Below are 18,826 nucleotides of genomic sequence, written 5' to 3' on the forward strand. Positions count from 1 at the left end.
TCAGGACCGTTCCTACCGGGGTCCGGGACCTAAGTCACGACTTCGCGGCGGTTACGCCAGGTCAAGATCGGCCAGCTGGTAGCCGGTGAGGTACGGCAGGCCCGCCTCGGCGATGGCGCCGGCGGCGCCCCGGTCCACGATCGTCGCGACGGCGACGACCTCGCCGCCCGCCTCGCGGACGGCCTCGACGGCGGTCAGCGGCGAGCCGCCGGTGGTCGAGGTGTCCTCGACCACGAGGCAGCGACGGCCCTTGACGTCCGTGCCCTCGATCCGTCGCTGCATGCCGTGCGCCTTCTGCGCCTTGCGCACGACGAAGGCGTCGAGGTGCTGCCCGCGCGCGGCGGAGGCGTGCAGCATCGAGGTCGCGACCGGGTCGGCGCCGAGGGTGAGGCCGCCGACGCAGTCGAAGTCCAGGTCGGCCGTGAGGTCGAGCATGACCTGACCCACCATCGGCGCGGCCTCGCCGTCCAGCGTGATGCGACGCAGGTCGATGTAGTAGTCGGCTTCCAGACCCGAGGAGAGGGTCACCTTGCCGTGCACCACGGCCTTGTCCTTGATCTGCTGGAGCAGCTCAGCGCGTACGTCAGTCATGCCCACGAGCTTAAAGGCGCCGCCAGCTCCAGGTGCTCTCGACCTCCAGGGGGTCGATCGGGGTGACCAGGCGCGGGTGGGTGTTGAGGCCGTTCGGCGGACCGGACTGCGGCTCGACGCAGACGGCTTCCTCCGGCTCGTCGTAGATCACGACCCACTCGGCGCGGCTCGCGACCTTCAGCTCCAGCTCCTCCGGCCAGGTGAGGGTGACGTCGACGCCGTCGGGCATGCCGAAGCAGTCGTCCCAGGGACCGGGGAGGGGGTCGATCCGGCGGCCGGTGGGGAGGTGGTCGTCCCCCCGCTCCTCCTGCCAGGCGGGCGTGAAGCCGATCCGTACGTCCTGACCGCTGCGGCCGAGGTTGCGCAGGAACCAGGGGTGCCAGCCGGCCTGCGCCGGGAAGGAGTCGTCGTAGGTCTCGACGCCGAAGCGGAGGGTGAGGGAGTCCTCGGCGAGCTCGAAGACCTGGGTGACCCTGCCCTTGTACGGCCAGGGGTCCCCGAGCTCGCAGGTGAAGACGGCCTCGGTGGCGGAGGCCCGGGCGGGCTTCCAGGCGAGGTCGCGGACGGTGCCGTGGATGGCGTGCGGGGCCGCGTCGACCGGCAGCTGGTGCATGGTCGCGCCGTTGCGGAAGCGGCCGTTCTCGGTCCGCCCGCACCAGGGCACCATCGGGAAGCTTCCGTACCGCTCGCCCTGGCGCAGCACCTCGGTGCCGCCGATGCGCAGGCTCTCGATCCGGCAGCCGTGGTCGGGGTTGATGGTCAACTCGGCGTCGCCCGCCGTCAGTCGCGTCTGCATGCTCACCCTCCGACCCTAATCGTGCGACACGTCGAACGCGGCCGACCGTTCCGGCGGCGGCGCGGGGGTTTCCACGGCGGCCCGGACCGTTCCGGGCGGGGGCCCTTTCAGGCCCGGTCCGTCCCGGCGGCGGGTCGTTTCAGCGGCAGGTCGTTTCAGCGGCGCCGACGCAGGGCCCGGCCGACGACGACGGCCGAGGCGAGCGCGAGGGCCGCGGCCGGCGCGATCCAGCGCAGGGTGGCACCGGCGCTCGACGCCTCGGGCGCGGGGACGGGGGCGTACCGGCCGCGCGGCGGGGCGTGGTCGACCTCCTCGGCGCTCCGCCCGATCATGGTCCGGCGGGCGTGGGCGGCCTCGGCGGCGGGCTGCGGGGCGGGGAACTCGATCGGGGTGTCGCCGAACCCCTCGTCGAGGAGCGGGTCGAGGGAGGGGGGCGGCAGCGGCGCGTCGAAGACGGAGCCCCGGGCGGACGGCTCCTCCACCCCGTCGTCGACCCCGTCGTCGTCGGTGGCCTCCTCAAGAGCCGCCTCCGGCTCCTCGGAGGACTCCCCGGAGGACTCCCCGGAGGACTCCCCGGAGGACTCCCCGGAAGGCTTCTCGGAAGGCTCCGAGGAAGGCTCCGAGGAAGGCTCTTCCGCCAGCGCGGCCAGCGCCTCCACGAACTTGTCGAGCAGTTTGACGCCCGCCGTGGAGCGGGCCTCGTCCGTCGCATCGACGAGCCGGCCGGCCGCCGTGAGGCCGCCGGTGAAGCTGAGGCTGGTGCCCTCGGCCACCGGGGTGAGGACGACGGTGAGGGACAGCTCGGCCGAGCCCTTGCCCCGGGCCTCGGTGCCCTCCCCCTCGTAGGTGATGGCACCGTCGCGCTCGACGACCCGCAGGGCGCCCCGGTAGGTGATGGTGTTGCCGCCGACCCGCACCTTGAGCCGGCCCCTGAGGGGCCCGGCCTCCGCGTCGGCGTCCCGCTGGAGGCCGGGCACGCAGCGGGCCACGCGGGCCGGGTCCGTGAGCGTCGCGCGCAGGGTCTCGGCCGGGACGGGAACGAACACCTCATGCTCCATGGAAGCCGAGCCTACTCAGGCGGGGCCGTGGCGTCGCCTGTTTGACTCCAGGGGTGTCCTGTCGGTCAGGCCCCGTACCGGGGGTGCACGAGGGTCGAGGGCGGCGGTGCGGCGCCGCGGGTCCGTTCGGCGCGGCGCGCCGCGGTCTCCAGGATCCCGGGGCCGAGCGAGCGCAGCCGGGGCGCGTCGGGGGCGAGGCCGAGGGCGGGCGGCCGGTCGCCCCGTACGGCCAGGAGGAAGCCCCAGTCCCGGGGCCCCCGCTCCGTACCGCCGGCGCGGTCGGCGCGGTCGGGTCCCGCGGCGAAGCCGGGGGTGCGGCCGCTCGCGCTGTAGGGCCGGGTGGCGAAGCCGGCGGCGCGCAGGGTGGCGTCGACGGTCCAGTAGGTACGGGGCCGGTCGGTGACCGATCCGGCGTGCACGGCGAACCGTCCGGGGCCGGTCAGGACCCGGGCCACGAGGCCGTAGAACTCCTCCGCGTAGAGCTTGGCGCTGGGCGTGATCCCGGGGTCGGGCAGGTCGGAGATCACCACGTCGTACCGTTCCTGCTGACGGTCGGCGGCGCCCCGGAGCCAGTGGAAGGCGTCCGCGTAGACCACCCGGACGCGCGGGTCGCGGAAGGCCTGCGCGTTGAGCGTGGCGAGCGCCGGGTCCGTACGGGCGAGGCGGACGACCCCCGGGTCCAGCTCGACGACGGTGACGGAGCGGACCCCGGCGTACCGCAGGATCTCGCGGGCGGCCATCCCGTCGCCGCCGCCGACGATCAGTACGCGCGCGTGCGGGCCGTTCATCGCGGGGTGGACGAGCGCCTCGTGGTAGCGGTACTCGTCCCGGCCGGCCACCCGGAGGCGTCCGTCGAGGAACAGGTCGGGCGGCTCCTCGCGGCCACCGGTCACCACGACCTCCTGGAGGTCGGTGTGGACGGCGACCCGCACCCGCTCCCCGTACACGGCCCGGCGCGCGGCCTGTTCGAAGTCGTCGACGAGGACGGTCGCGGTGGCGAGGAGGGTCAGGACGCACAGGTTCACGGCGAGGAGCAGGGCGCGGGACCGGGTGGTCAGGTCGCGGCGGAACACCCAGAGGACGAGCCCGCCGCCCGCGACCGCGTTGACCGCGCCGGTGACGAGCGCGCCGGTGAGCTGGCCGAGCCAGGGCAGCAGCAGGAAGGGGAAGGCGAGGCCGCCGACCAGCGCGCCGACGTAGTCGGCGGCGAAGAGGTCGGCGACCGTCCCCGCGGCGTCGTCCTGGTCCCCTAGCGGGGCCTGCCGACCGGCCCGGCCTGCCCGCCCGGCCCCGGAAGTGGCTTCCCCCGGGGATCCGGGGCCGCCCGAGCGCCCGTCCCGCTGTATGAGCGACATCAGGAGCGGGATCTCGGCGCCGATGAGCACCCCGATCGCGAGCGAGAACGCCACGAGCACGTACCGCGATTCGCCGAGCCAGGCGAAGGCCGCGTACAGCACCATCGCCGAGCAGCCGCCGATCAGCGCGAGCCCGGCCTCGACCAGGCCGAAGCCGACGGCGGCGCGGCAGCGCAGCCGCTTGGCGAGGAGCGAGCCCACCCCCATCGCGAAGACCATGACGGAGAGCACGACGGAGGCCTGGGTGACGGAGTCGCCGATCAAGTAGGAGGCGAGGGCGACCAGTTCGAGCTCGTAGACCAGGCCGCAGGCGGCGCACACGAAGACGACCGCGAGGACCGGGAACCGCACCGTCTCGCGCGGCGGCCGCACGGACCGCCGCGCAGGCGGCCGGCGCACCCTCTTGGGTGGCATGGTCACGGTCGGCTCGATCATGCCCGTAACGCTACGTCACGACTGTCGCACCCTTTGTCACCCACACGAGTGCACATGGGGCTCCGGGAGGGCGCATCAGAGCGTTGCGGGCATATGTGCGCCGATACGGGTCCGGGTCACCACCAACTGCCCTTCCTGCGGGTAGGCGTGCCAGGTGCGCCACCGCACCTGGCCCTCGTGGCGCTGCGCCAGCATCGCCGTGAAGGCGTGCGGGGAGCCGGGGAAGGTCCCCGCGAGTCCGTTGGGGTGGTCGGCGACGAGCGCGAGCAACTCCTGCGCACGGCCCGCGAAGGAGCCGTGCGAGAGCGTCTCGACGCGCGCCGCGAATTCGTACTCCCATTCACCGACGCGCTTGGAGACGCCGAGCGGGAGCGGGGTGCTGCTGCCGGGCATACAGGCCACGGTCTCCGAGCAGTGGCGCCCCTCCTCCTCCAGGAGGACCTGGTGAGAGGCGCCGAGCAGTCTCAACTGGAGCTTTGCGCCGGAGAGTTCGATATCGAGCACGGCGAGCGCGGGCAGCGGCTCGCGCCCGAGGGCCCAGGCCAGATCGGACGCGCGGGTGTCGGTGTAGGAGGTCTTCAGGGTGGTGAGCATGGGTCGGCTCCGCAAACACGGTTTGACGGGTGGGCCGGGGGCGCCCCGGAGAAGGTTCTACGGGAGTGGGGAATCGCCGGCTCGGGTCCACACACGGTCCGAGGGCTGTCTCTGTCAGGAGCGAGAGAACCACGGACGCCGGGCGACTCGCAGCGTTTTTACCCAACTTGCCGTGTTTTCCAACCCCTTCGGGGACCCAGCAGTTCACTTGTTCAATCAGCTGCCGCCACCGCAGCCACCACCACCGCAGCCGGACCCGCAGGACCCGCCCGACCCGCAGGAGCTGCTGCCGCCGCAGCCGCCCCCGCCGCCTCCGTCGGCCCAGCCGCCGCCCTTGCGCCCGCCGCGCCGCTTGCCGCCGCCCGACCTCCGGCCGCCCGACTTCCGGCCGGAGAACAGGCCGACCACCACCAGCGCGAAGACGATGAAGATGACGAATTCCATCTGTACTACCCCCGTTCTTCTGTGCGAGGGGGATGCCCGGTCCGACACCCCGTCAAAGCCGACTTGAGCGAGTCCAGAGCTTCAGCTGCACGAGGAGCTGGAGCAGGAGGACGAGGAGCAGGAGGAGCTCGAACAGGACGAGCTCGAACACGAGGAGCTGGAGCAGGAGAACGACGAGGACGAGGAGCAGGACGAGGAGGAAGAGGAGGAGGAAGACGAGGACGAGGACGACGAACCGGCCCACCAGCTGTCGCCGGCACCGCCCCCGCCGCTCCCCCGCCCCGCCCCCCTCATGCCGCTCGCGATGAGCCACACCCCGAGCGCGATCACGGCCGCGACCCCGAGGACGAAGAATGCGATGTTCATGCCAGGGCGATCCCCGCTCCGGCCTCCGGCCAAAGCGCACTTGAGCAACTCCAGAGCTTGGCCCCCAGGAGGGTCTCGGCCGCAAGCCGGGCTCGCCCCCCGGAGGCTCCCGGCCGCAAGCCGGGCTCGCCCCTCGGAGGCTCCCGGCCGCGAGCCGGGGCTCGCCCCCGGGAGGGTCTTGGCCGCGGGCCGGGCTTGGCCCCAGGATGGCGGTCATGACACGACCGCTGCTCAATCGCCGCCTCGCCGAGTTCGGGACGACGATCTTCGCCGAGATGTCCGCGCTCGCCGCCAGGACCGGGTCGATCAACCTCGGTCAGGGCTTCCCCGACACCGACGGCCCGGAGGAGATCCGGGAGGCGGCGGTCCGCGCGCTGCGGGACGGCCGCGGCAACCAGTACCCGCCCGGCCCCGGCGTCCCCGAGCTGCGATCGGCGATCGCCGACCACCAGCGCGAGCGGTACGGCCTCGCGTACGACCCCGACACGGAAGTCCTCGTCACGGCCGGCGCCACCGAGGCGATCGCGGCGGCCCTGCTCGCCCTGGTCGAGCCGGGCGACGAGGTGATCGCCCTGGAGCCGTACTACGACTCGTACGCGGCCTGCATCGCGATGGCCGGCGGCACCAGGGTCCCCGTCACCCTCCGCCCCCACGAGGGCACCTACGTCCTCGACCTCGACGAGCTGCGGGCCGCCGTCACCGACCGGACCCGGCTGATCCTGCTCAACACCCCGCACAACCCCACCGGCACGGTCCTCACCCGGGCCGAGCTGACCGCCGTCGCCGAGCTGGCGGTCGAACGGGACCTGCTGGTCGTCACGGACGAGGTGTACGAGCACCTGGTCTTCGACGACGCCGAGCACCTGCCGATCGCGAGCCTGCCCGGCATGCGGGAACGCACGGTCACCATCGGCTCGGCCGGCAAGACGTTCTCCTTCACCGGCTGGAAGGTCGGCTGGATCACCGCGAGCCCCGGGCTGACCTCCGCCGTCCGCTCGGCCAAGCAGTTCCTCACGTACGTCTCCTCGGGCCCCTTCCAGTACGCGGTCGCCGAGGCGCTCCGCCTCCCGGCCGCCTACTTCGACCGGCTCCGCGCCGACCTCGCGGCCAAGCGGGACCTGCTGAGCGAGGGCCTCGCGCAGGCGGGCTTCGAGGTCTACCGGCCGGCGGGCACCTATTTCGTCACCACCGACATCCGCCCCCTCGGCGCCACCGACGGCTTCGACTTCTGCCGCTCCCTCCCGGAGCGCGCCGGCGTCGTCGCCATCCCCAACGCCGTCTTCTACGACCACCGCGAGGCCGGCGCCCCCTTCGTCCGCTTCGCCTTCTGCAAGCAGACCGAGGTCCTGGAGGAGGCCGTCTCCCGGCTCAAGGCCCTGAGCGCCTGAGAAGGCCGTTCGGCCGGGTGGGGGTGTGGGCGCGCGCGCCCTCCGGGCGCCGGGACGATCATCGGGTAGACCGATTTACCGGGTAATGATCGGTTTCCCGCGCCCGGAGGTGCACCCTGTCCGCCGAGACCCTCGACCGCCCGGCGCCCCCGGCCGCGGTCCGCAGCGGCCCCCGTGACCGCCACCGGCCCCGGCGCCCCCGGTGGCGGGCGGCGCTGCGCCGGGCGGCGCCCGCCCTCGGGCTCTTCGCCGCCGCCCGGCTCACCGGACTGCTCGTCCTCACCCTGTGGGCCCGACACACCGGCCGCTCGCCCCGGGCGCTCCTCGCGACCTCCTGGGACTCCGAGTGGTACGCCGGGATCGCCGCCCACGGCTACGGGCGCGTCCTCCACGGCGCGCACGGCATGGTCCTGAACGACCTGGCCTTCTTCCCGCTCTACCCGGCGCTCGTCCGGGCCGTGACCACCGTGCTGCCCGTCGCCGGGGGCACCGCCGGGCTGCTGCTGTCCTGGCTCGCCGCCGGGGCCGCCGCCTGGGGCGTCTACCTGGTCGGGGAGCGGCTGCGCGGGCGGGCGGCCGCCACCGTCCTCGTCCTGCTGTGGGGCCTGCTGCCGCACTCCGTCGTGCTGACGATGGCGTACACGGAACCGGTGATGACCGCGTTCGCCGCCTGGGCGCTGTACGCGCTGCTCACCCGGCGCTGGCTGTGGGCGGCCGCCCTGGCGAGCCTGGCCGGGCTGACCCGGCCGAACGGGGTCGCGGTCGCCGCCGCCGTCCTGACCGCCGTCCTCTGCGAGCTGTGGCGGACCCGGTGCCGGTCCGGGCCCCGCGTGTGGGCGGCGGGCCTGCTCGCGCCTGCGGGCTGGCTGGCGTACCTGCTCTGGGTCGGCGCCCGCCGCGGCGACCTCCTCGGCGGCTACTTCGCCGTGCAGTCCGGCTGGACCTCCCGCTTCGACCTCGGCAAGGGCGCCCTCGTCTTCGTACGGGACATGCTGGGCGGCCCGACGCAGTTCGGCTTCGCGATGGCGCTGCTCATCACCGGAGCGGCGGTGCTGCTCTTCGCGCTGGTCGTGTGCGCGGAGCGGCTGCCGCTGCCCGTGCTCGCGTACACGGCGGTGCTCGTGCTGATCGCGGTCGGCGGCTCGGGCTTCTTCGAGTCGAAGCCGCGCTTCCTGCTGCCGGCCTTCCCGCTGCTGCTCCCGCTCGCGGTGGCCGTGACGAAAGCCCGGCCGAGGGCCGCGATCCTGGTGGTCGCGGCCCTGGCCGGGCTGTCGTTCTGCTACGGGGCCTACGCCCTGACGCTCGCGCGCATGGCGATCTGAGCCGAGCGGCTCGGAGGGGGCTTACGCCTCCTCGTCGCCCGCGGACTTCTCCTCGGGAGACTCCAGGCCGAACTGCTCGACGACCCACTTGTCGAACTCGATGGAGGCGCGGACCCAGCTGACCGTGGAGGACACGAAGTGCTCCAGGGCGACGCCGGTGCCGATCAGCATCTGGGCCTCGCCGATGAGGCGGAGGGTGGCGGAGCCGTCCTCCTCCTCGTGGAGGTGCGTGTACACCTTGGGCCACAGGGTGCGGCGGTTCCAGTCGTCGATCGCGTCGAGGACCTTGGCGCGGTCGTCGGCGGAGTGCGGGCGGTCGTAGAACGTCCGCACCGAGAAGACCTGCTGCTCGCCCTCACCGCGGAACATGAAGTACGTGCGGAACTCCTCCCACGGCGCCGCGAGGTCACCCTCGTCGTCGACGACGTACTTGAGTTCCATCTGCTCGAGGAGCTGCTTGACGAGGTCCTGGTCGGGGACGACGGGGCCCGCCGGTCCTGCGGCCTGAGGCTGGGGCTGGCCCCCGAAATTCGGAATCGAGGACGGGTCGATGCTCACCGTGAATTTCCCTTCGTACGGATGCTCGCCATCCTCCCCCATGCCGGGCGGTACGTGGCAAGTCCCACCTCCCGCGATCCGCTGCGGGCTGACAAGATCTGGTGCGCATGGGGGAGAAAACAGCGAAGAAATCGACACCGGTGAAGCCGCGACCGTGGACCTGGGTCTGGGTCTCGGCGCTCGTGACCCTGTTCTGCGGGGGGCCACTGGCCGTGCTCGTCTGGGGCGCGATGGCCTGGAGCGAGATCGGCGAGTCGAAGCCGGTCGACTGTGCCCAGCTGATGGCCTTCGCCCGGGGGAGCCTCCCGATGAGCGCCGAGGACGCCCACTGCACGGCGGCCCACTGGCAGGACACCCAGGCCACGGCCGAATTCCGGATGCCGCGCGCCGAGGTCGGGCCCTGGCTGGAAGCCACCTATCCGACCGGCGAGCCGGCCTACGCCTGCGAGCAGGACCGGTGCGTGGACGTGTCGTTCGACGAGCAGCTGTACGTGCACGTCCGGGTCACGTACGAGGACGGGGTCACCGCCCTCGTACGTGTGGAGGCCTTCGACACCTGAGCTACCGGACGGCCCCGACGATCAGGCCGTCCTCGAAGCGGTCCACCCGGACCGTGTCGCCGTCCTGGACCTCGCCCGCGAGGATCTCCTTGGCGAGCCGGTCGCCGATCGCCGTCTGGATCAGCCGGCGCAGCGGCCGCGCGCCGTACGCGGGGTCGTTGCCCTCTTCGGCGAGCCACTCCAGGGCCGCCGGGGTGACGTCCAGGGTGAGGCGCCGCTCGGCGAGCCGCTTCGCGAGCCGGTCGATCTGGAGCCGCGCGATCCGGCCCAGCTCGGCCCGGTCGAGCGCCGAGAAGACGACCAGGTCGTCGAGCCGGTTGAGGAACTCGGGCTTGAAGCTCGCCCGCACGACGTCCAGGACCTGCTGCTTCTTCACGTCCTCCGAGGTCAGGGGCTCGACCAGGTACTGGCTGCCCAGGTTCGAGGTGAGGATCAGGATGGTGTTGCGGAAGTCCACCGTCCGGCCCTGTCCGTCGGTCAGGCGTCCGTCGTCCAGGACCTGGAGCAGGACGTCGAAGACCTCCGGGTGCGCCTTCTCCACCTCGTCGAGCAGGACCACGCTGTACGGGCGGCGGCGGGCCGCCTCCGTGAGCTGGCCGCCCTCCTCGTAGCCGACGTAGCCGGGAGGCGCGCCGACCAGACGGGCGACGGAGTGCTTCTCGCCGTACTCCGACATGTCGATGCGGATCATGGCCCGCTCGTCGTCGAAGAGGAAGTCCGCGAGCGCCTTCGCCAGCTCGGTCTTGCCGACGCCGGTCGGGCCGAGGAAGAGGAAGGAGCCGGTGGGCCGGTCGGGGTCGGCGATCCCGGCGCGGGTGCGACGCACCGCGTCGGAGACGGCCTGGACGGCCTCGGACTGGCCGATCAGCCGCTTGCCGATCTCGTCCTCCATGCGGAGAAGCTTCTGCGTCTCGCCCTCCAGGAGGCGGCCGGCGGGGATGCCGGTCCAGGCGCCGACCACGTCCGCGATGTCGTCGGGACCGACCTCCTCCTTGACCATGGTGTCCTTGCTGGACTCCTGCTGGGCCTCGGCCTCGGAGGCCTCCGCCAGCTCCCGCTCCAGGCCCGGGATCTCCCCGTACAGCAGCTTGGAGGCGGTGTCGAAGTCGCCGTCGCGCTGGGCGCGCTCGGCGCGGCCGCGGGTCTCGTCGAGGCGTTCCTTCAGCTCGCCGACGCGGTTGAGGGACTGCTTCTCCTTCTCCCAGCGGGCGGTGAGGCCGCGCAGCTCCTCCTCGCGGTCGGCGAGGTCGCGCCGCAGCTTCTCCAGGCGCTGCTTGCTCGCCGCGTCCGTCTCGTTCTTGAGGGCCAGCTCCTCCATGCGGAGCCGGTCGACGGAGCGCTGGAGCTCGTCGATCTCGACGGGCGAGGAGTCGATCTCCATGCGGAGCCGGGAGGCGGCCTCGTCGACGAGGTCGATGGCCTTGTCGGGCAGGAAGCGGGAGGTGATGTACCGGTCGGAGAGGGTCGCGGCGGCCACCAGGGCGGAGTCGTTGATCTGCACCTTGTGGTGGGCCTCGTAGCGGCCCTTGAGGCCGCGGAGGATCGCGATGGTGTCCTCGACGGTCGGCTCGGCGACCAGGACCTGCTGGAAGCGGCGCTCCAGGGCGGGGTCCTTCTCGATCCGCTCGCGGTACTCGTCGAGGGTGGTCGCGCCGACCATCCGCAGCTCGCCGCGGGCCAGCATCGGCTTGAGCATGTTGCCGGCGTCCATGGCGGAGTCGCCGCCGGCGCCCGCGCCGACGACCGTGTGCAGCTCGTCGATGAAGGTGATGATCTGGCCGTCGCTCTCCTTGATCTCGGAGAGGACGGTCTTCAGTCGCTCCTCGAACTCGCCGCGGTACTTCGCGCCGGCGACCATCGCGCCGAGGTCGAGCGAGACGAGCCGCTTGTTCTTCAGGGACTCGGGGACGTCGCCCTTCACGATCCGCTGGGCAAGGCCCTCGACGACGGCGGTCTTGCCGACGCCGGGCTCACCGATGAGGACCGGGTTGTTCTTGGTGCGGCGGGACAGCACCTGGACCACGCGCCGGATCTCGTGGTCGCGGCCGATGACCGGGTCCAGCTTGCCCTCGCGCGCGGCGGCGGTGAAGTCCGTGCCGAACTTCTCCAGTGCCTTGTACTGCCCCTCCGGGTCGGGTGTGGTCACCCGGCGTCCTCCCCTGCTCGTCTCGAAGGCGTCGAGCAGCTTCTTCGCGCTCGCGCCCTGCGCGTCGAGGATCTCACCGGCCCGGCCGCCCTTGGCGGCGATCCCGATGAGCAGGTGCTCGGTCGAGAGGAAGTCGTCGCCGAGCTCCTTGGCGCGCTTGTCGGCGTCGGCGATGACGGCGAGGAAGTCGCGGCTGGGCTGCGGGGGCGCGACCGTGGACCCCGTGATGCTCGGCAGCCCGGCGAGGAGCCGCTCCGCGCCGGCGCGCACCACCGCCTGGTCGGCCTCGGCGGCGGCGAGCAGGTCGGTGATGTTCTCGTTGTCCTGACCGGTCAGCAGCGCGAGCAGCAGATGCGCGGGGGTCAGGTCGGCGTGTCCCGCGGACACGGCGCGGCTGCTCGCCGCGTTGATCGCGTCCCGGCTCCGGTTGGTCAGTTCGGCGTCCACGTGCGGTGCTCCTCCTGGGTTCTCGTGGGTCCTCTCCTTCTATGACTTCTCCAGAGTACACAAAGTTGAGTCGAAGCGGCTCAAGGTATCGGAGGGAGGTCCGCGCCGGGTAGTTTCCGGGCATGGCCACAGACCCGAGGAACCCCTCCGACTCGTACCTGAGCTTCTGGCGCGAGTACCACATGTGCACCCTGACCACCCCGCGCCCGGACGGCACACCGCACGTCGTCGCGGTCGGCGTCACGTACGACCCCGAGGGCGGGTACGCGCGCGTGATCACCAACAAGAACAGCCGGAAGGTCGCCAACGTCCTGGCGGCGGGCGCGGACGGCGCGCGGGTCGCGGTCTGCCAGGTCGACAAGGGGCGCTGGGCCACCCTGGAGGGCGTCGCCCGCATCCGTACGGAGGCCGAGACCGTCGCGGACGCCGTCGGCCGCTACGCCGAGCGGTACGGCCGCACGCCGGCCCCGAACCCGGACCGGGTCGTCATCGAGATCGCCCTCACCCGGGCGATGGGCCGCGCCTGACGGACGGCGGACAAAAGCACAGCGGCGCCATCGCGTTTCAGGTCCGCGATGGCGCCGCTGTGTGGGGGAAGTGCCGGAGCGATCTACAACGACGGGGGAATCGCTCAGGCACTGCGGGGGGTGGCGGTGATGGCCTCTGGCTCGATCAGCTGGTGGTCCCGCTGGTCGAGGTTGACGAAGATCATGCCGTACCGGATGGCACAGCGGATGGGCTGCGGTGCGCCTCGGGGGCGGCGCAGACAGCGGTACGCGCGGACGTCCTCGTCCTGCTCACGGGCGACGACGATCGGCTCTCCGAAGAGCGTGACCTTCAGCGAGTCGCCACGGTGGGGGATGGCCGTGGCGAGATCGACGAAGTGCCAGCCGGAGCGATAGGCCGAAGCCATCTCCCGGCGGAACCTGGGGTCATCGGGAACATTCATGCGCCCGACTAGCTCCAGCCGGGGTCCTGCTGGGGGGCCACGCTCCAGCCCGGGTCATCGAGGAGCGTGGGGGCCGCGAGGTGCCAGCCCGGGTCGAGCGGAGCGGCCTGCACCTCCGCCGTACCCGAGTGCCAGCCCGGGTCGAGGGCCACACCCGCGCCCACTGTGGCGGCCGCGATGAAGGCGAGTCCAGCCGCCGCGCGTATGAGCTTCTTCATCATCACCGAGCAACCTCACTTGAAGGCAACGTCTCTTTTCCAACCCCCGCGAGTAAGACGATGGCTTACTCTCTGCGCCTGCACCACCAAACCCAGGCATCATGTTCCTGAGATGCAGGAGCCTGGGGGTGTACATATGCGGAAACAAGCGGACGAATCAGGTCACCCTCATTCGCACGCCGAACTGTGCGAAGCGGGCTCCGAGCTGTATGCGGCCGCTCTGCGCACCGGGCGAATACCCCGGTCAGAGGCGGTCGAGACGCCCTGCCTCCTCGATCTGTCGCTGCTGCACCCCGATCCGGACGACGCGCAGTGGCTGCGGCCGGTTCCCCCCTCGGCGGCGCTCGCCCAGCTGCTCCAGCCGATCGAACGGGAAATACTCGACCGCCGGCGACGCACCGTCGCCCTGTCGGACGCTTTCGAGCCGTTCATGGCCATCAGCGCCCACGACTCACCCACCACACACGCCATCACCGTGCTCGAAGGCATCGACCGCATCAACTCGACCCTCGACCGCGTCGTGGCCAACTGCCGCCACGAACTCCTCACCGTCCAGCCGGGCGGCGGCCGCCCCGCCCAGGCCCTGACGGAGGCCCTCGACCGCGTCTCCCCGCTCCTGGGACGCGGCATCAGCATGCGCACGCTCTACCAGCACACCGCACGCCACACCGAGCTCACGCTGACCTATCTGGAGCACGTCGGCCCCGAGGTCCAGGTCCGCACCCTCGAAGAGATCATCGACCGGCTGATCATCGTCGACCGCGAGGTCGCCTTCATCCCGGCCCGCAGCGACCGCCAGGTCGCCCTGGAACTGCGCCACCCCGGTCTCGTCGCCTACCTCGGCGGCGTCTTCGACCAGTTCTGGCAGCTGGCGGTGCCGATACGGGAGGAGATCCCGTACGACATCAAGACGGACGGCATCGGCGGCGTCCAGCGCTCCATCGCCAAGCTCCTCGTCGAGGGCCACGTCGACGAGGCCATCGCCCGCCGGCTCGGGATGAACGTACGGACCTGCCGCGCGCACATCGCCAAGCTCGCCGCCGCCCTGGGCAGTGGCAGCCGCGCACAGCTCGGCTACCTGATCGCCCAGTCCGGCATCCTCGAACGGGACAGCTGACGGCCGTGGACGCACTGATCGGCCTCGACCGGGCCGCCGGAACGCCCCGGTTCTCCGGCCCCCGGCTGCCCACCGTGGAGCTCGTACGGGCCCCCTGAGCGCCGTCGGCGGGAACGGACGAAGGCCCCTTCCACAGCTGTGGAAGGGGCCTCGGTCATGACAGGGGAAGGGCTACTCGCCGCGCTTCGGGCGCCACACCACGAGGGCGCTCGCCTGCTGCACGTCGGTGTACGGCACCAGGTCCCGGCGGTACGAGGCGTGCACCTGGGCCTCGCGCTGGCGCAGCGTCGCCGCCGCGCCCTCGACCGCCGCCGACAGCTCGGACACCCGGGCCTGGAGCGCGGCGACCTGGTTCTCCAGTTCGATGATCCGCTTGATTCCGGCCAGGTTGATGCCCTCGTCCTGCGACAGCTGCTGGACGGTGCGCAGCAGCTCGATGTCACGGGCCGAGTAGCGGCGGCCCCGTCCGGCCGTGCGGTCCGGAGAGACCAGCCCGAGACGGTCGTACTGCCGCAGGGTCTGCGGGTGGAGACCGGAGAGCTGGGCCGCCACCGAGATGACGTACACCGGCGACTCGTCGGTCAGTTCGAACGGATTGCGGCGGCGCCCTTCCATCTGCTCATGCTCCCTTCGCGGCCTGGAACAGCTCGGCCCGCGGATCCTCGGAGGCCGTCGCCTCGCGGAAGGTCTCCAGGGCCTCACGTGCCTTGTCGTCCAGCTCCTTCGGCACCGCCACCTCGACCGTCACGAGGAGGTCGCCGCGCGTGCCGTCCTTGCGGACCGCGCCCTTGCCCCGGGCGCGCATGGTCCGGCCGTTCGGGGTGCCCGCGGGCAGCTTGAGGGTGACCGCGGGGCCGCCGAGGGTCGGCACCTTGATCTCGCCGCCGAGCGCCGCCTCCGTGAAGGAGACCGGCACCGTGACGGTGAGGTTGTCGTCCTTGCGGCCGAAGACCGGGTGCTCGTCGACGTGCACGACGACGTACAGGTCGCCGTTCTGCCCGCCGCGCTCGCCCGGCGCTCCCTTGCCGCGGAGACGGATCTTCTGGTTGTCGCCGACGCCCGCCGGGATGCGGACCTGCATGGTGCGGGAGGACTTGGCCCGGCCACTGCCCTTGCAGACCTCGCAGGGGTTCTCGGCGATGAGGCCGCGGCCCTTGCAGTCCACGCAGGGGTCGGTGAGCGAGAAGCCGCCGCCGCTGCCGCGCGAGACCTGCCCGGTGCCGACGCAGGTCGGGCACACCCGGGGCGTGCCGTTCTTGTCGCCGGTGCCCGAGCACGCCGTGCACGGCTGCTGGCTGGACATCCGCAGCGGTACGGTCGCGCCCTCGATGGCCTCGGTGAAGCTGAGCGTCACCTCGGACTCGATGTCCTGGCCGCGCCGCGGCTGGGTACGGGTGCCCGCACCCCCGCCGCGGTTGAACAGGCCGCCGAAGACGTCCCCGATCCCGCCGCCGCCCCCGAAGCCGCCGCCCGCCCCGCCGCCCTGGGCGCCCCCGAAGAGGTCGCCCAGGTCGAAGTTGAACGAGCCGCCGGCGCCGGGGCCGCCGGCCCGGAAGCCGCCGTTCCCGAAGAGGGCGCGGGCGTCGTCGTACTCCTTGCGCTTCTTGGGGTCGCCGAGGACGTCGTTCGCCTCGGAGATCTCCTTGAAGCGCGCCTCGGCGCTCGCGTCGTTCTTGTTGGCGTCGGGATGGTTCTCGCGGGCGAGCTTCCGGTACGCCTTCTTGATCTCGGCCTCGGTGGCGTCCTTGGGGACGCCGAGGACCTTGTAGTAGTCCTTCTCGACGAAGTCCTTCGTGCTCATCGACGTCCCTCCTTCCGGACGATCGTTGCGTCACCCCTCCTCGGGGGCACCGCTCTCCTCGTCGGCCGACTGCTTCTCGTCCTTGGCCGGAGCCGCGCCCGGCTGGGGCTCGGCGACGGCCACGCGGGCGGGCCGGATGGTCCGCTCGCCGATCCGGTACCCCGGCTGCAGGATCGCCACGCAGGTCGTCTCGGTGACGTCCGGCGCGTACGAGTGCATCAGGGCCTCGTGGATCGTCGGGTCGAAGGGCTCGCCCTCCTTGCCGAACTGCTGCAGACCCATCTTGGCGACGACGGTCTCCAGCGATTCGGCCACCGACTTGAACCCGCCCACGAGCTCGCCGTGGTCCCGGGCCCGGCCGACGTCGTCGAGGACGGGCAGGAGCTCGGACAGGAGACTCGCGACGGCGATCTCCTTGACCGTGACCCGGTCCCGCTCCACGCGGCGGCGGTAGTTCTGGTACTCGGCCTGGAGCCGCTGGAGGTCGCCGGTGCGCTCGCCGAGCGCCGTACGGGCCTGGTCCAGCTGCGCCAGCAGAGCCACGTCAGTGGCGTCCCCGGCCGGGGCCGCCCCCTCCGCCTTGTCGGCGGAGTCGGCGGCCTCGGTCTCCTCGGGCGTGCCGTCGGCGGGGACGTCGGGCTTCTCCTCGAAGCCCGGGGTCTCCTCCGTCACGCCTGGCCACCCTTCTGGGGCTCGTCGTCGATGATCTCGGCGTCGACGACGTCGTCCTCGGCCTTGGCCTGACCGGCGTCGCCGCCGGCCGCCTGGGCGCCCTGGGCGTCGGCGTACATCGCCTGGCCGAGCTTCTGCGAGACGGCCGCGACCTTCTCGGTGGCGGTGCGGATCTCGGCGGTGTCCTCGCCCTTGAGCTTGTCCTTCAGCTCGACGAGCGCGGCCTCGACCTCGGCCTTGACGTCACCGGGGACCTTGTCCTCGTTGTCCTTGAGGAACTTCTCCGTCTGGTAGACGAGCTGCTCGCCCTGGTTGCGGGACTCGGCGGCCTCGCGGCGACGGTGGTCCTCGTCCGCGTACTGCTCGGCCTCCTGGCGCATCCGGTCGACCTCGTCCTTCGGCAGCGAGGAGCCGCCGGTGACGGTCATCTTCTGCTCCTTGCCCGTGCCCAGGTCCTTCGCGGTCACGTGCATGATGCCGTTGGCGTCGATGTCGAAGGCGACCTCGATCTGCGGGACGCCACGCGGGGCCGGCGGCAGACCGGTCAGCTCGAACATGCCGAGCTTCTTGTTGTACGCCGCGATCTCGCGCTCGCCCTGGTAGACCTGGATCTGCACGGACGGCTGGTTGTCCTCGGCCGTCGTGAAGATCTCGGACCGCTTGGTCGGGATCGTGGTGTTGCGCTCGATCAGCTTGGTCATGATGCCGCCCTTGGTCTCGATGCCGAGGGACAGCGGGGTCACGTCGAGGAGCAGGACGTCCTTGACCTCACCCTTGAGGACACCGGCCTGGAGCGCGGCGCCGATGGCGACGACCTCGTCCGGGTTGACGCCCTTGTTGGCGTCCTGACCGCCGGTCAGCTCCTTGACGAGCTCGGCGACGGCCGGCATACGGGTCGAACCACCGACGAGAACGACGTGGTCGATCTCGGAGAGGTTGATGCCCGCGTCCTTGATGACGTTGTGGAACGGCACCTTGCAGCGGTCGAGCAGGTCCGAGGTCAGCTGCTGGAACTGGGCGCGCGTGAGCTTCTCGTCCAGGTGCAGCGGGCCCTCGGCGGAGGCCGTGATGTACGGCAGGTTGATGGAGGTCTCGGTCGAGGACGAGAGCTCGATCTTCGCCTTCTCCGCGGCCTCGCGGAGACGCTGGAGAGCCATCTTGTCCTTGGCCAGGTCCACGCCGTGACCGTTCTGGAACTGCGTCACCAGGTAGTCGACGACGCGCTGGTCCCAGTCGTCACCACCGAGGTGGTTGTCACCGTTGGTGGCCTTCACCTCGACGACGCCGTCGCCGATCTCCAGGAGGGACACGTCGAAGGTGCCGCCACCGAGGTCGAAGACGAGGATCGTCTGGTCGTCCTTGTCGAGGCCGTACGCCAGGGCGGCCGCGGTCGGCTCGTTGACGATGCGCAGGACGTTGAGGCCCGCGATCTCACCGGCCTCCTTGGTGGCCTGACGCTCGGAGTCGTTGAAGTACGCGGGGACGGTGATGACCGCGTCGACGACCTTCTCGCCCAGGTACGCCTCGGCGTCGCGCTTCAGCTTCTGCAGGATGAAGGCGCTCATCTGCTGCGGGTTGAAGTTCTTGCCGTCGATCTCGATCTTCCAGTCGGTGCCCATGTGGCGCTTGACCGACCGGATGGTCCTGTCGACGTTGGTGACGGCCTGACGCTTGGCCACCTCGCCGACGAGCACCTCGCCGTTCTTCGCGAAGGCGACGACGGACGGCGTGGTCCTGGCGCCCTCGGCGTTGGTGATGACGGTGGGCTCGCCGCCTTCCAGAACGCTGACGACGGAGTTAGTCGTGCCCAGGTCGATGCCGACCGCACGTGCCATTTCAATTCCTCCAGCTGACTGACTTGAGTGGAACAGACTCAAGGATGCACGAGGAGGTCGCCTGCGTCAACAGACCTGAGTCGAGCCGACTCAACTCTTCACCCGCGAAGACGCTCAACGGGCGCGTCGTTCCCCCGCTTTGACCAGGTTCACATGAGAGAGTCCGGACATATC

General features: G+C 71.6%; 20 protein-coding genes. 5 read left to right on the forward strand and 15 right to left on the reverse strand.

Translation table 11 applies throughout. From position 1 onward, the window contains the following. Positions 1-51 precede the first annotated feature (51 nt). From pyrE to ACN9M0_RS16855, 7 genes are all read right to left on the reverse strand, one after another. Positions 52-591: an orotate phosphoribosyltransferase gene (gene pyrE / locus ACN9M0_RS16825; RefSeq protein ID WP_426403834.1), complete on the reverse strand. Its 540-nt coding sequence runs from the start codon at positions 589-591 to the stop codon at positions 52-54. A 10-nt stretch (positions 592-601) separates the two neighbouring features. Beyond that, the gene (locus ACN9M0_RS16830) at positions 602-1,387 is read right to left on the reverse strand and encodes an aldose 1-epimerase (protein ID WP_426405305.1); all 786 of its coding nucleotides are present in this window, start codon (positions 1,385-1,387) and stop codon (positions 602-604) included. Between the two features lie 155 nt (positions 1,388-1,542). Then, a complete protein-coding gene (locus ACN9M0_RS16835) occupies positions 1,543-2,445 on the reverse strand; it encodes an SRPBCC family protein (RefSeq protein ID WP_426403835.1) in 903 nt (300 codons plus the stop codon). A 65-nt stretch (positions 2,446-2,510) separates the two neighbouring features. After that, positions 2,511-4,214: a spermidine synthase gene (locus ACN9M0_RS16840; RefSeq protein WP_399699475.1), complete on the reverse strand. Its 1,704-nt coding sequence runs from the start codon at positions 4,212-4,214 to the stop codon at positions 2,511-2,513. Positions 4,215-4,310: 96 nt separating this feature from the next. Continuing rightward, positions 4,311-4,829 (reverse strand): DUF2617 family protein, encoded by a 519-nt coding sequence (locus ACN9M0_RS16845; RefSeq protein ID WP_366041566.1) that lies wholly within the window; start codon positions 4,827-4,829, stop codon positions 4,311-4,313. Positions 4,830-5,045: 216 nt separating this feature from the next. Next, positions 5,046-5,273 (reverse strand): hypothetical protein, encoded by a 228-nt coding sequence (locus tag ACN9M0_RS16850; RefSeq protein WP_426403836.1) that lies wholly within the window; start codon positions 5,271-5,273, stop codon positions 5,046-5,048. A gap of 52 nt (positions 5,274-5,325) precedes the next feature. Then, complete coding sequence (locus ACN9M0_RS16855) at positions 5,326-5,517, reverse strand: hypothetical protein (protein ID WP_426403837.1); 192 nt, start codon at positions 5,515-5,517, stop codon at positions 5,326-5,328. 328 nt (positions 5,518-5,845) lie between these two features. On the opposite strand from ACN9M0_RS16855, the gene ACN9M0_RS16860 reads away from it, so the two are divergent. Together ACN9M0_RS16860 and ACN9M0_RS16865 are read left to right on the forward strand one after the other, a co-directional pair. Then, positions 5,846-7,027 (forward strand): pyridoxal phosphate-dependent aminotransferase, encoded by a 1,182-nt coding sequence (locus tag ACN9M0_RS16860; protein WP_426403838.1) that lies wholly within the window; start codon positions 5,846-5,848, stop codon positions 7,025-7,027. A 116-nt stretch (positions 7,028-7,143) separates the two neighbouring features. After that, positions 7,144-8,349, forward strand: coding sequence for a hypothetical protein (locus tag ACN9M0_RS16865; protein WP_426405306.1), 1,206 nt, complete (start codon positions 7,144-7,146; stop codon positions 8,347-8,349). A 21-nt stretch (positions 8,350-8,370) separates the two neighbouring features. On the opposite strand, the gene ACN9M0_RS16870 is transcribed toward ACN9M0_RS16865, so the two are convergent. After that, the gene (locus tag ACN9M0_RS16870; protein ID WP_366041590.1) at positions 8,371-8,907 is read right to left on the reverse strand and encodes a YbjN domain-containing protein; all 537 of its coding nucleotides are present in this window, start codon (positions 8,905-8,907) and stop codon (positions 8,371-8,373) included. A gap of 140 nt (positions 8,908-9,047) precedes the next feature. Between ACN9M0_RS16870 and ACN9M0_RS16875 the strand changes: the two genes are divergently transcribed. Next, positions 9,048-9,467, forward strand: a complete 420-nt coding sequence (locus tag ACN9M0_RS16875; RefSeq protein WP_366041591.1) for a hypothetical protein — start codon at positions 9,048-9,050, stop codon at positions 9,465-9,467. A 1-nt stretch (position 9,468) separates the two neighbouring features. On the opposite strand, the gene clpB is transcribed toward ACN9M0_RS16875, so the two are convergent. Next, positions 9,469-12,060, reverse strand: coding sequence for an ATP-dependent chaperone ClpB (clpB, locus tag ACN9M0_RS16880; protein ID WP_366041592.1), 2,592 nt, complete (start codon positions 12,058-12,060; stop codon positions 9,469-9,471). A gap of 122 nt (positions 12,061-12,182) precedes the next feature. Between clpB and ACN9M0_RS16885 the strand changes: the two genes are divergently transcribed. Further along, a complete protein-coding gene (locus ACN9M0_RS16885) occupies positions 12,183-12,587 on the forward strand; it encodes a pyridoxamine 5'-phosphate oxidase family protein (RefSeq protein WP_366041593.1) in 405 nt (134 codons plus the stop codon). A gap of 104 nt (positions 12,588-12,691) precedes the next feature. Here the strand turns inward: ACN9M0_RS16885 and ACN9M0_RS16890 are convergent, their stop codons facing one another. Together ACN9M0_RS16890 and ACN9M0_RS16895 are read right to left on the reverse strand one after the other, a co-directional pair. Further along, positions 12,692-13,009, reverse strand: coding sequence for a (2Fe-2S)-binding protein (locus ACN9M0_RS16890; protein ID WP_041129982.1), 318 nt, complete (start codon positions 13,007-13,009; stop codon positions 12,692-12,694). Positions 13,010-13,017: 8 nt separating this feature from the next. Continuing rightward, entirely contained in the window at positions 13,018-13,230 is a 213-nt protein-coding gene (locus ACN9M0_RS16895; RefSeq protein ID WP_366041594.1) for a hypothetical protein, read from the reverse strand. A gap of 133 nt (positions 13,231-13,363) precedes the next feature. Here ACN9M0_RS16895 and ACN9M0_RS16900 point away from each other — a divergent pair, with 133 nt between their 5' ends. Continuing rightward, positions 13,364-14,344 carry a helix-turn-helix transcriptional regulator gene (locus ACN9M0_RS16900; protein ID WP_366041595.1) on the forward strand — a complete coding sequence of 327 codons (981 nt, stop codon included), beginning with the start codon at positions 13,364-13,366 and terminating at the stop codon, positions 14,342-14,344. A gap of 171 nt (positions 14,345-14,515) precedes the next feature. Here the strand turns inward: ACN9M0_RS16900 and ACN9M0_RS16905 are convergent, their stop codons facing one another. Genes ACN9M0_RS16905 through dnaK form a run of 4 tightly spaced genes read right to left on the reverse strand, consistent with a single transcriptional unit; the run spans position 14,516 to position 18,652 of the window. Continuing rightward, positions 14,516-14,959 (reverse strand): heat shock protein transcriptional repressor HspR, encoded by a 444-nt coding sequence (locus tag ACN9M0_RS16905; RefSeq protein ID WP_366041596.1) that lies wholly within the window; start codon positions 14,957-14,959, stop codon positions 14,516-14,518. Positions 14,960-14,963: 4 nt separating this feature from the next. Next, positions 14,964-16,145: a molecular chaperone DnaJ gene (dnaJ, locus tag ACN9M0_RS16910; RefSeq protein ID WP_366041597.1), complete on the reverse strand. Its 1,182-nt coding sequence runs from the start codon at positions 16,143-16,145 to the stop codon at positions 14,964-14,966. A 30-nt stretch (positions 16,146-16,175) separates the two neighbouring features. After that, positions 16,176-16,817: a nucleotide exchange factor GrpE gene (grpE, locus tag ACN9M0_RS16915; RefSeq protein ID WP_366041598.1), complete on the reverse strand. Its 642-nt coding sequence runs from the start codon at positions 16,815-16,817 to the stop codon at positions 16,176-16,178. After that, positions 16,814-18,652: a molecular chaperone DnaK gene (dnaK, locus tag ACN9M0_RS16920; protein WP_399696145.1), complete on the reverse strand. Its 1,839-nt coding sequence runs from the start codon at positions 18,650-18,652 to the stop codon at positions 16,814-16,816. Before dnaK ends, grpE begins: the two co-directional genes overlap by 4 nt. Positions 18,653-18,826 lie beyond the last annotated feature (174 nt).

The organism is Streptomyces sp. R-07 (assembly GCF_049913175.1).
In the GTDB taxonomy this organism is placed as follows: domain Bacteria; phylum Actinomycetota; class Actinomycetes; order Streptomycetales; family Streptomycetaceae; genus Streptomyces.

What these genes read in the sequence shown, in the direction of transcription:
- pyrE (WP_426403834.1), bottom strand. Translation starts at nt 591, where the DNA reads ATGACTGACGTACGCGCTGAGCTGCTCCAGCAGATCAAGGACAAGGCC.
- ACN9M0_RS16830 (WP_426405305.1), bottom strand. Translation starts at nt 1,387, where the DNA reads ATGCAGACGCGACTGACGGCGGGCGACGCCGAGTTGACCATCAACCCC.
- ACN9M0_RS16835 (WP_426403835.1), bottom strand. Translation starts at nt 2,445, where the DNA reads ATGGAGCATGAGGTGTTCGTTCCCGTCCCGGCCGAGACCCTGCGCGCG.
- ACN9M0_RS16840 (WP_399699475.1), bottom strand. Translation starts at nt 4,214, where the DNA reads ATGCCACCCAAGAGGGTGCGCCGGCCGCCTGCGCGGCGGTCCGTGCGG.
- ACN9M0_RS16845 (WP_366041566.1), bottom strand. Translation starts at nt 4,829, where the DNA reads ATGCTCACCACCCTGAAGACCTCCTACACCGACACCCGCGCGTCCGAT.
- ACN9M0_RS16850 (WP_426403836.1), bottom strand. Translation starts at nt 5,273, where the DNA reads ATGGAATTCGTCATCTTCATCGTCTTCGCGCTGGTGGTGGTCGGCCTG.
- ACN9M0_RS16860 (WP_426403838.1), top strand. Translation starts at nt 5,846, where the DNA reads ATGGCGGTCATGACACGACCGCTGCTCAATCGCCGCCTCGCCGAGTTC.
- ACN9M0_RS16885 (WP_366041593.1), top strand. Translation starts at nt 12,183, where the DNA reads ATGGCCACAGACCCGAGGAACCCCTCCGACTCGTACCTGAGCTTCTGG.
- ACN9M0_RS16890 (WP_041129982.1), bottom strand. Translation starts at nt 13,009, where the DNA reads ATGAATGTTCCCGATGACCCCAGGTTCCGCCGGGAGATGGCTTCGGCC.
- ACN9M0_RS16895 (WP_366041594.1), bottom strand. Translation starts at nt 13,230, where the DNA reads ATGATGAAGAAGCTCATACGCGCGGCGGCTGGACTCGCCTTCATCGCG.
- ACN9M0_RS16900 (WP_366041595.1), top strand. Translation starts at nt 13,364, where the DNA reads ATGCGGAAACAAGCGGACGAATCAGGTCACCCTCATTCGCACGCCGAA.
- ACN9M0_RS16905 (WP_366041596.1), bottom strand. Translation starts at nt 14,959, where the DNA reads ATGGAAGGGCGCCGCCGCAATCCGTTCGAACTGACCGACGAGTCGCCG.
- dnaJ (WP_366041597.1), bottom strand. Translation starts at nt 16,145, where the DNA reads ATGAGCACGAAGGACTTCGTCGAGAAGGACTACTACAAGGTCCTCGGC.
- dnaK (WP_399696145.1), bottom strand. Translation starts at nt 18,652, where the DNA reads ATGGCACGTGCGGTCGGCATCGACCTGGGCACGACTAACTCCGTCGTC.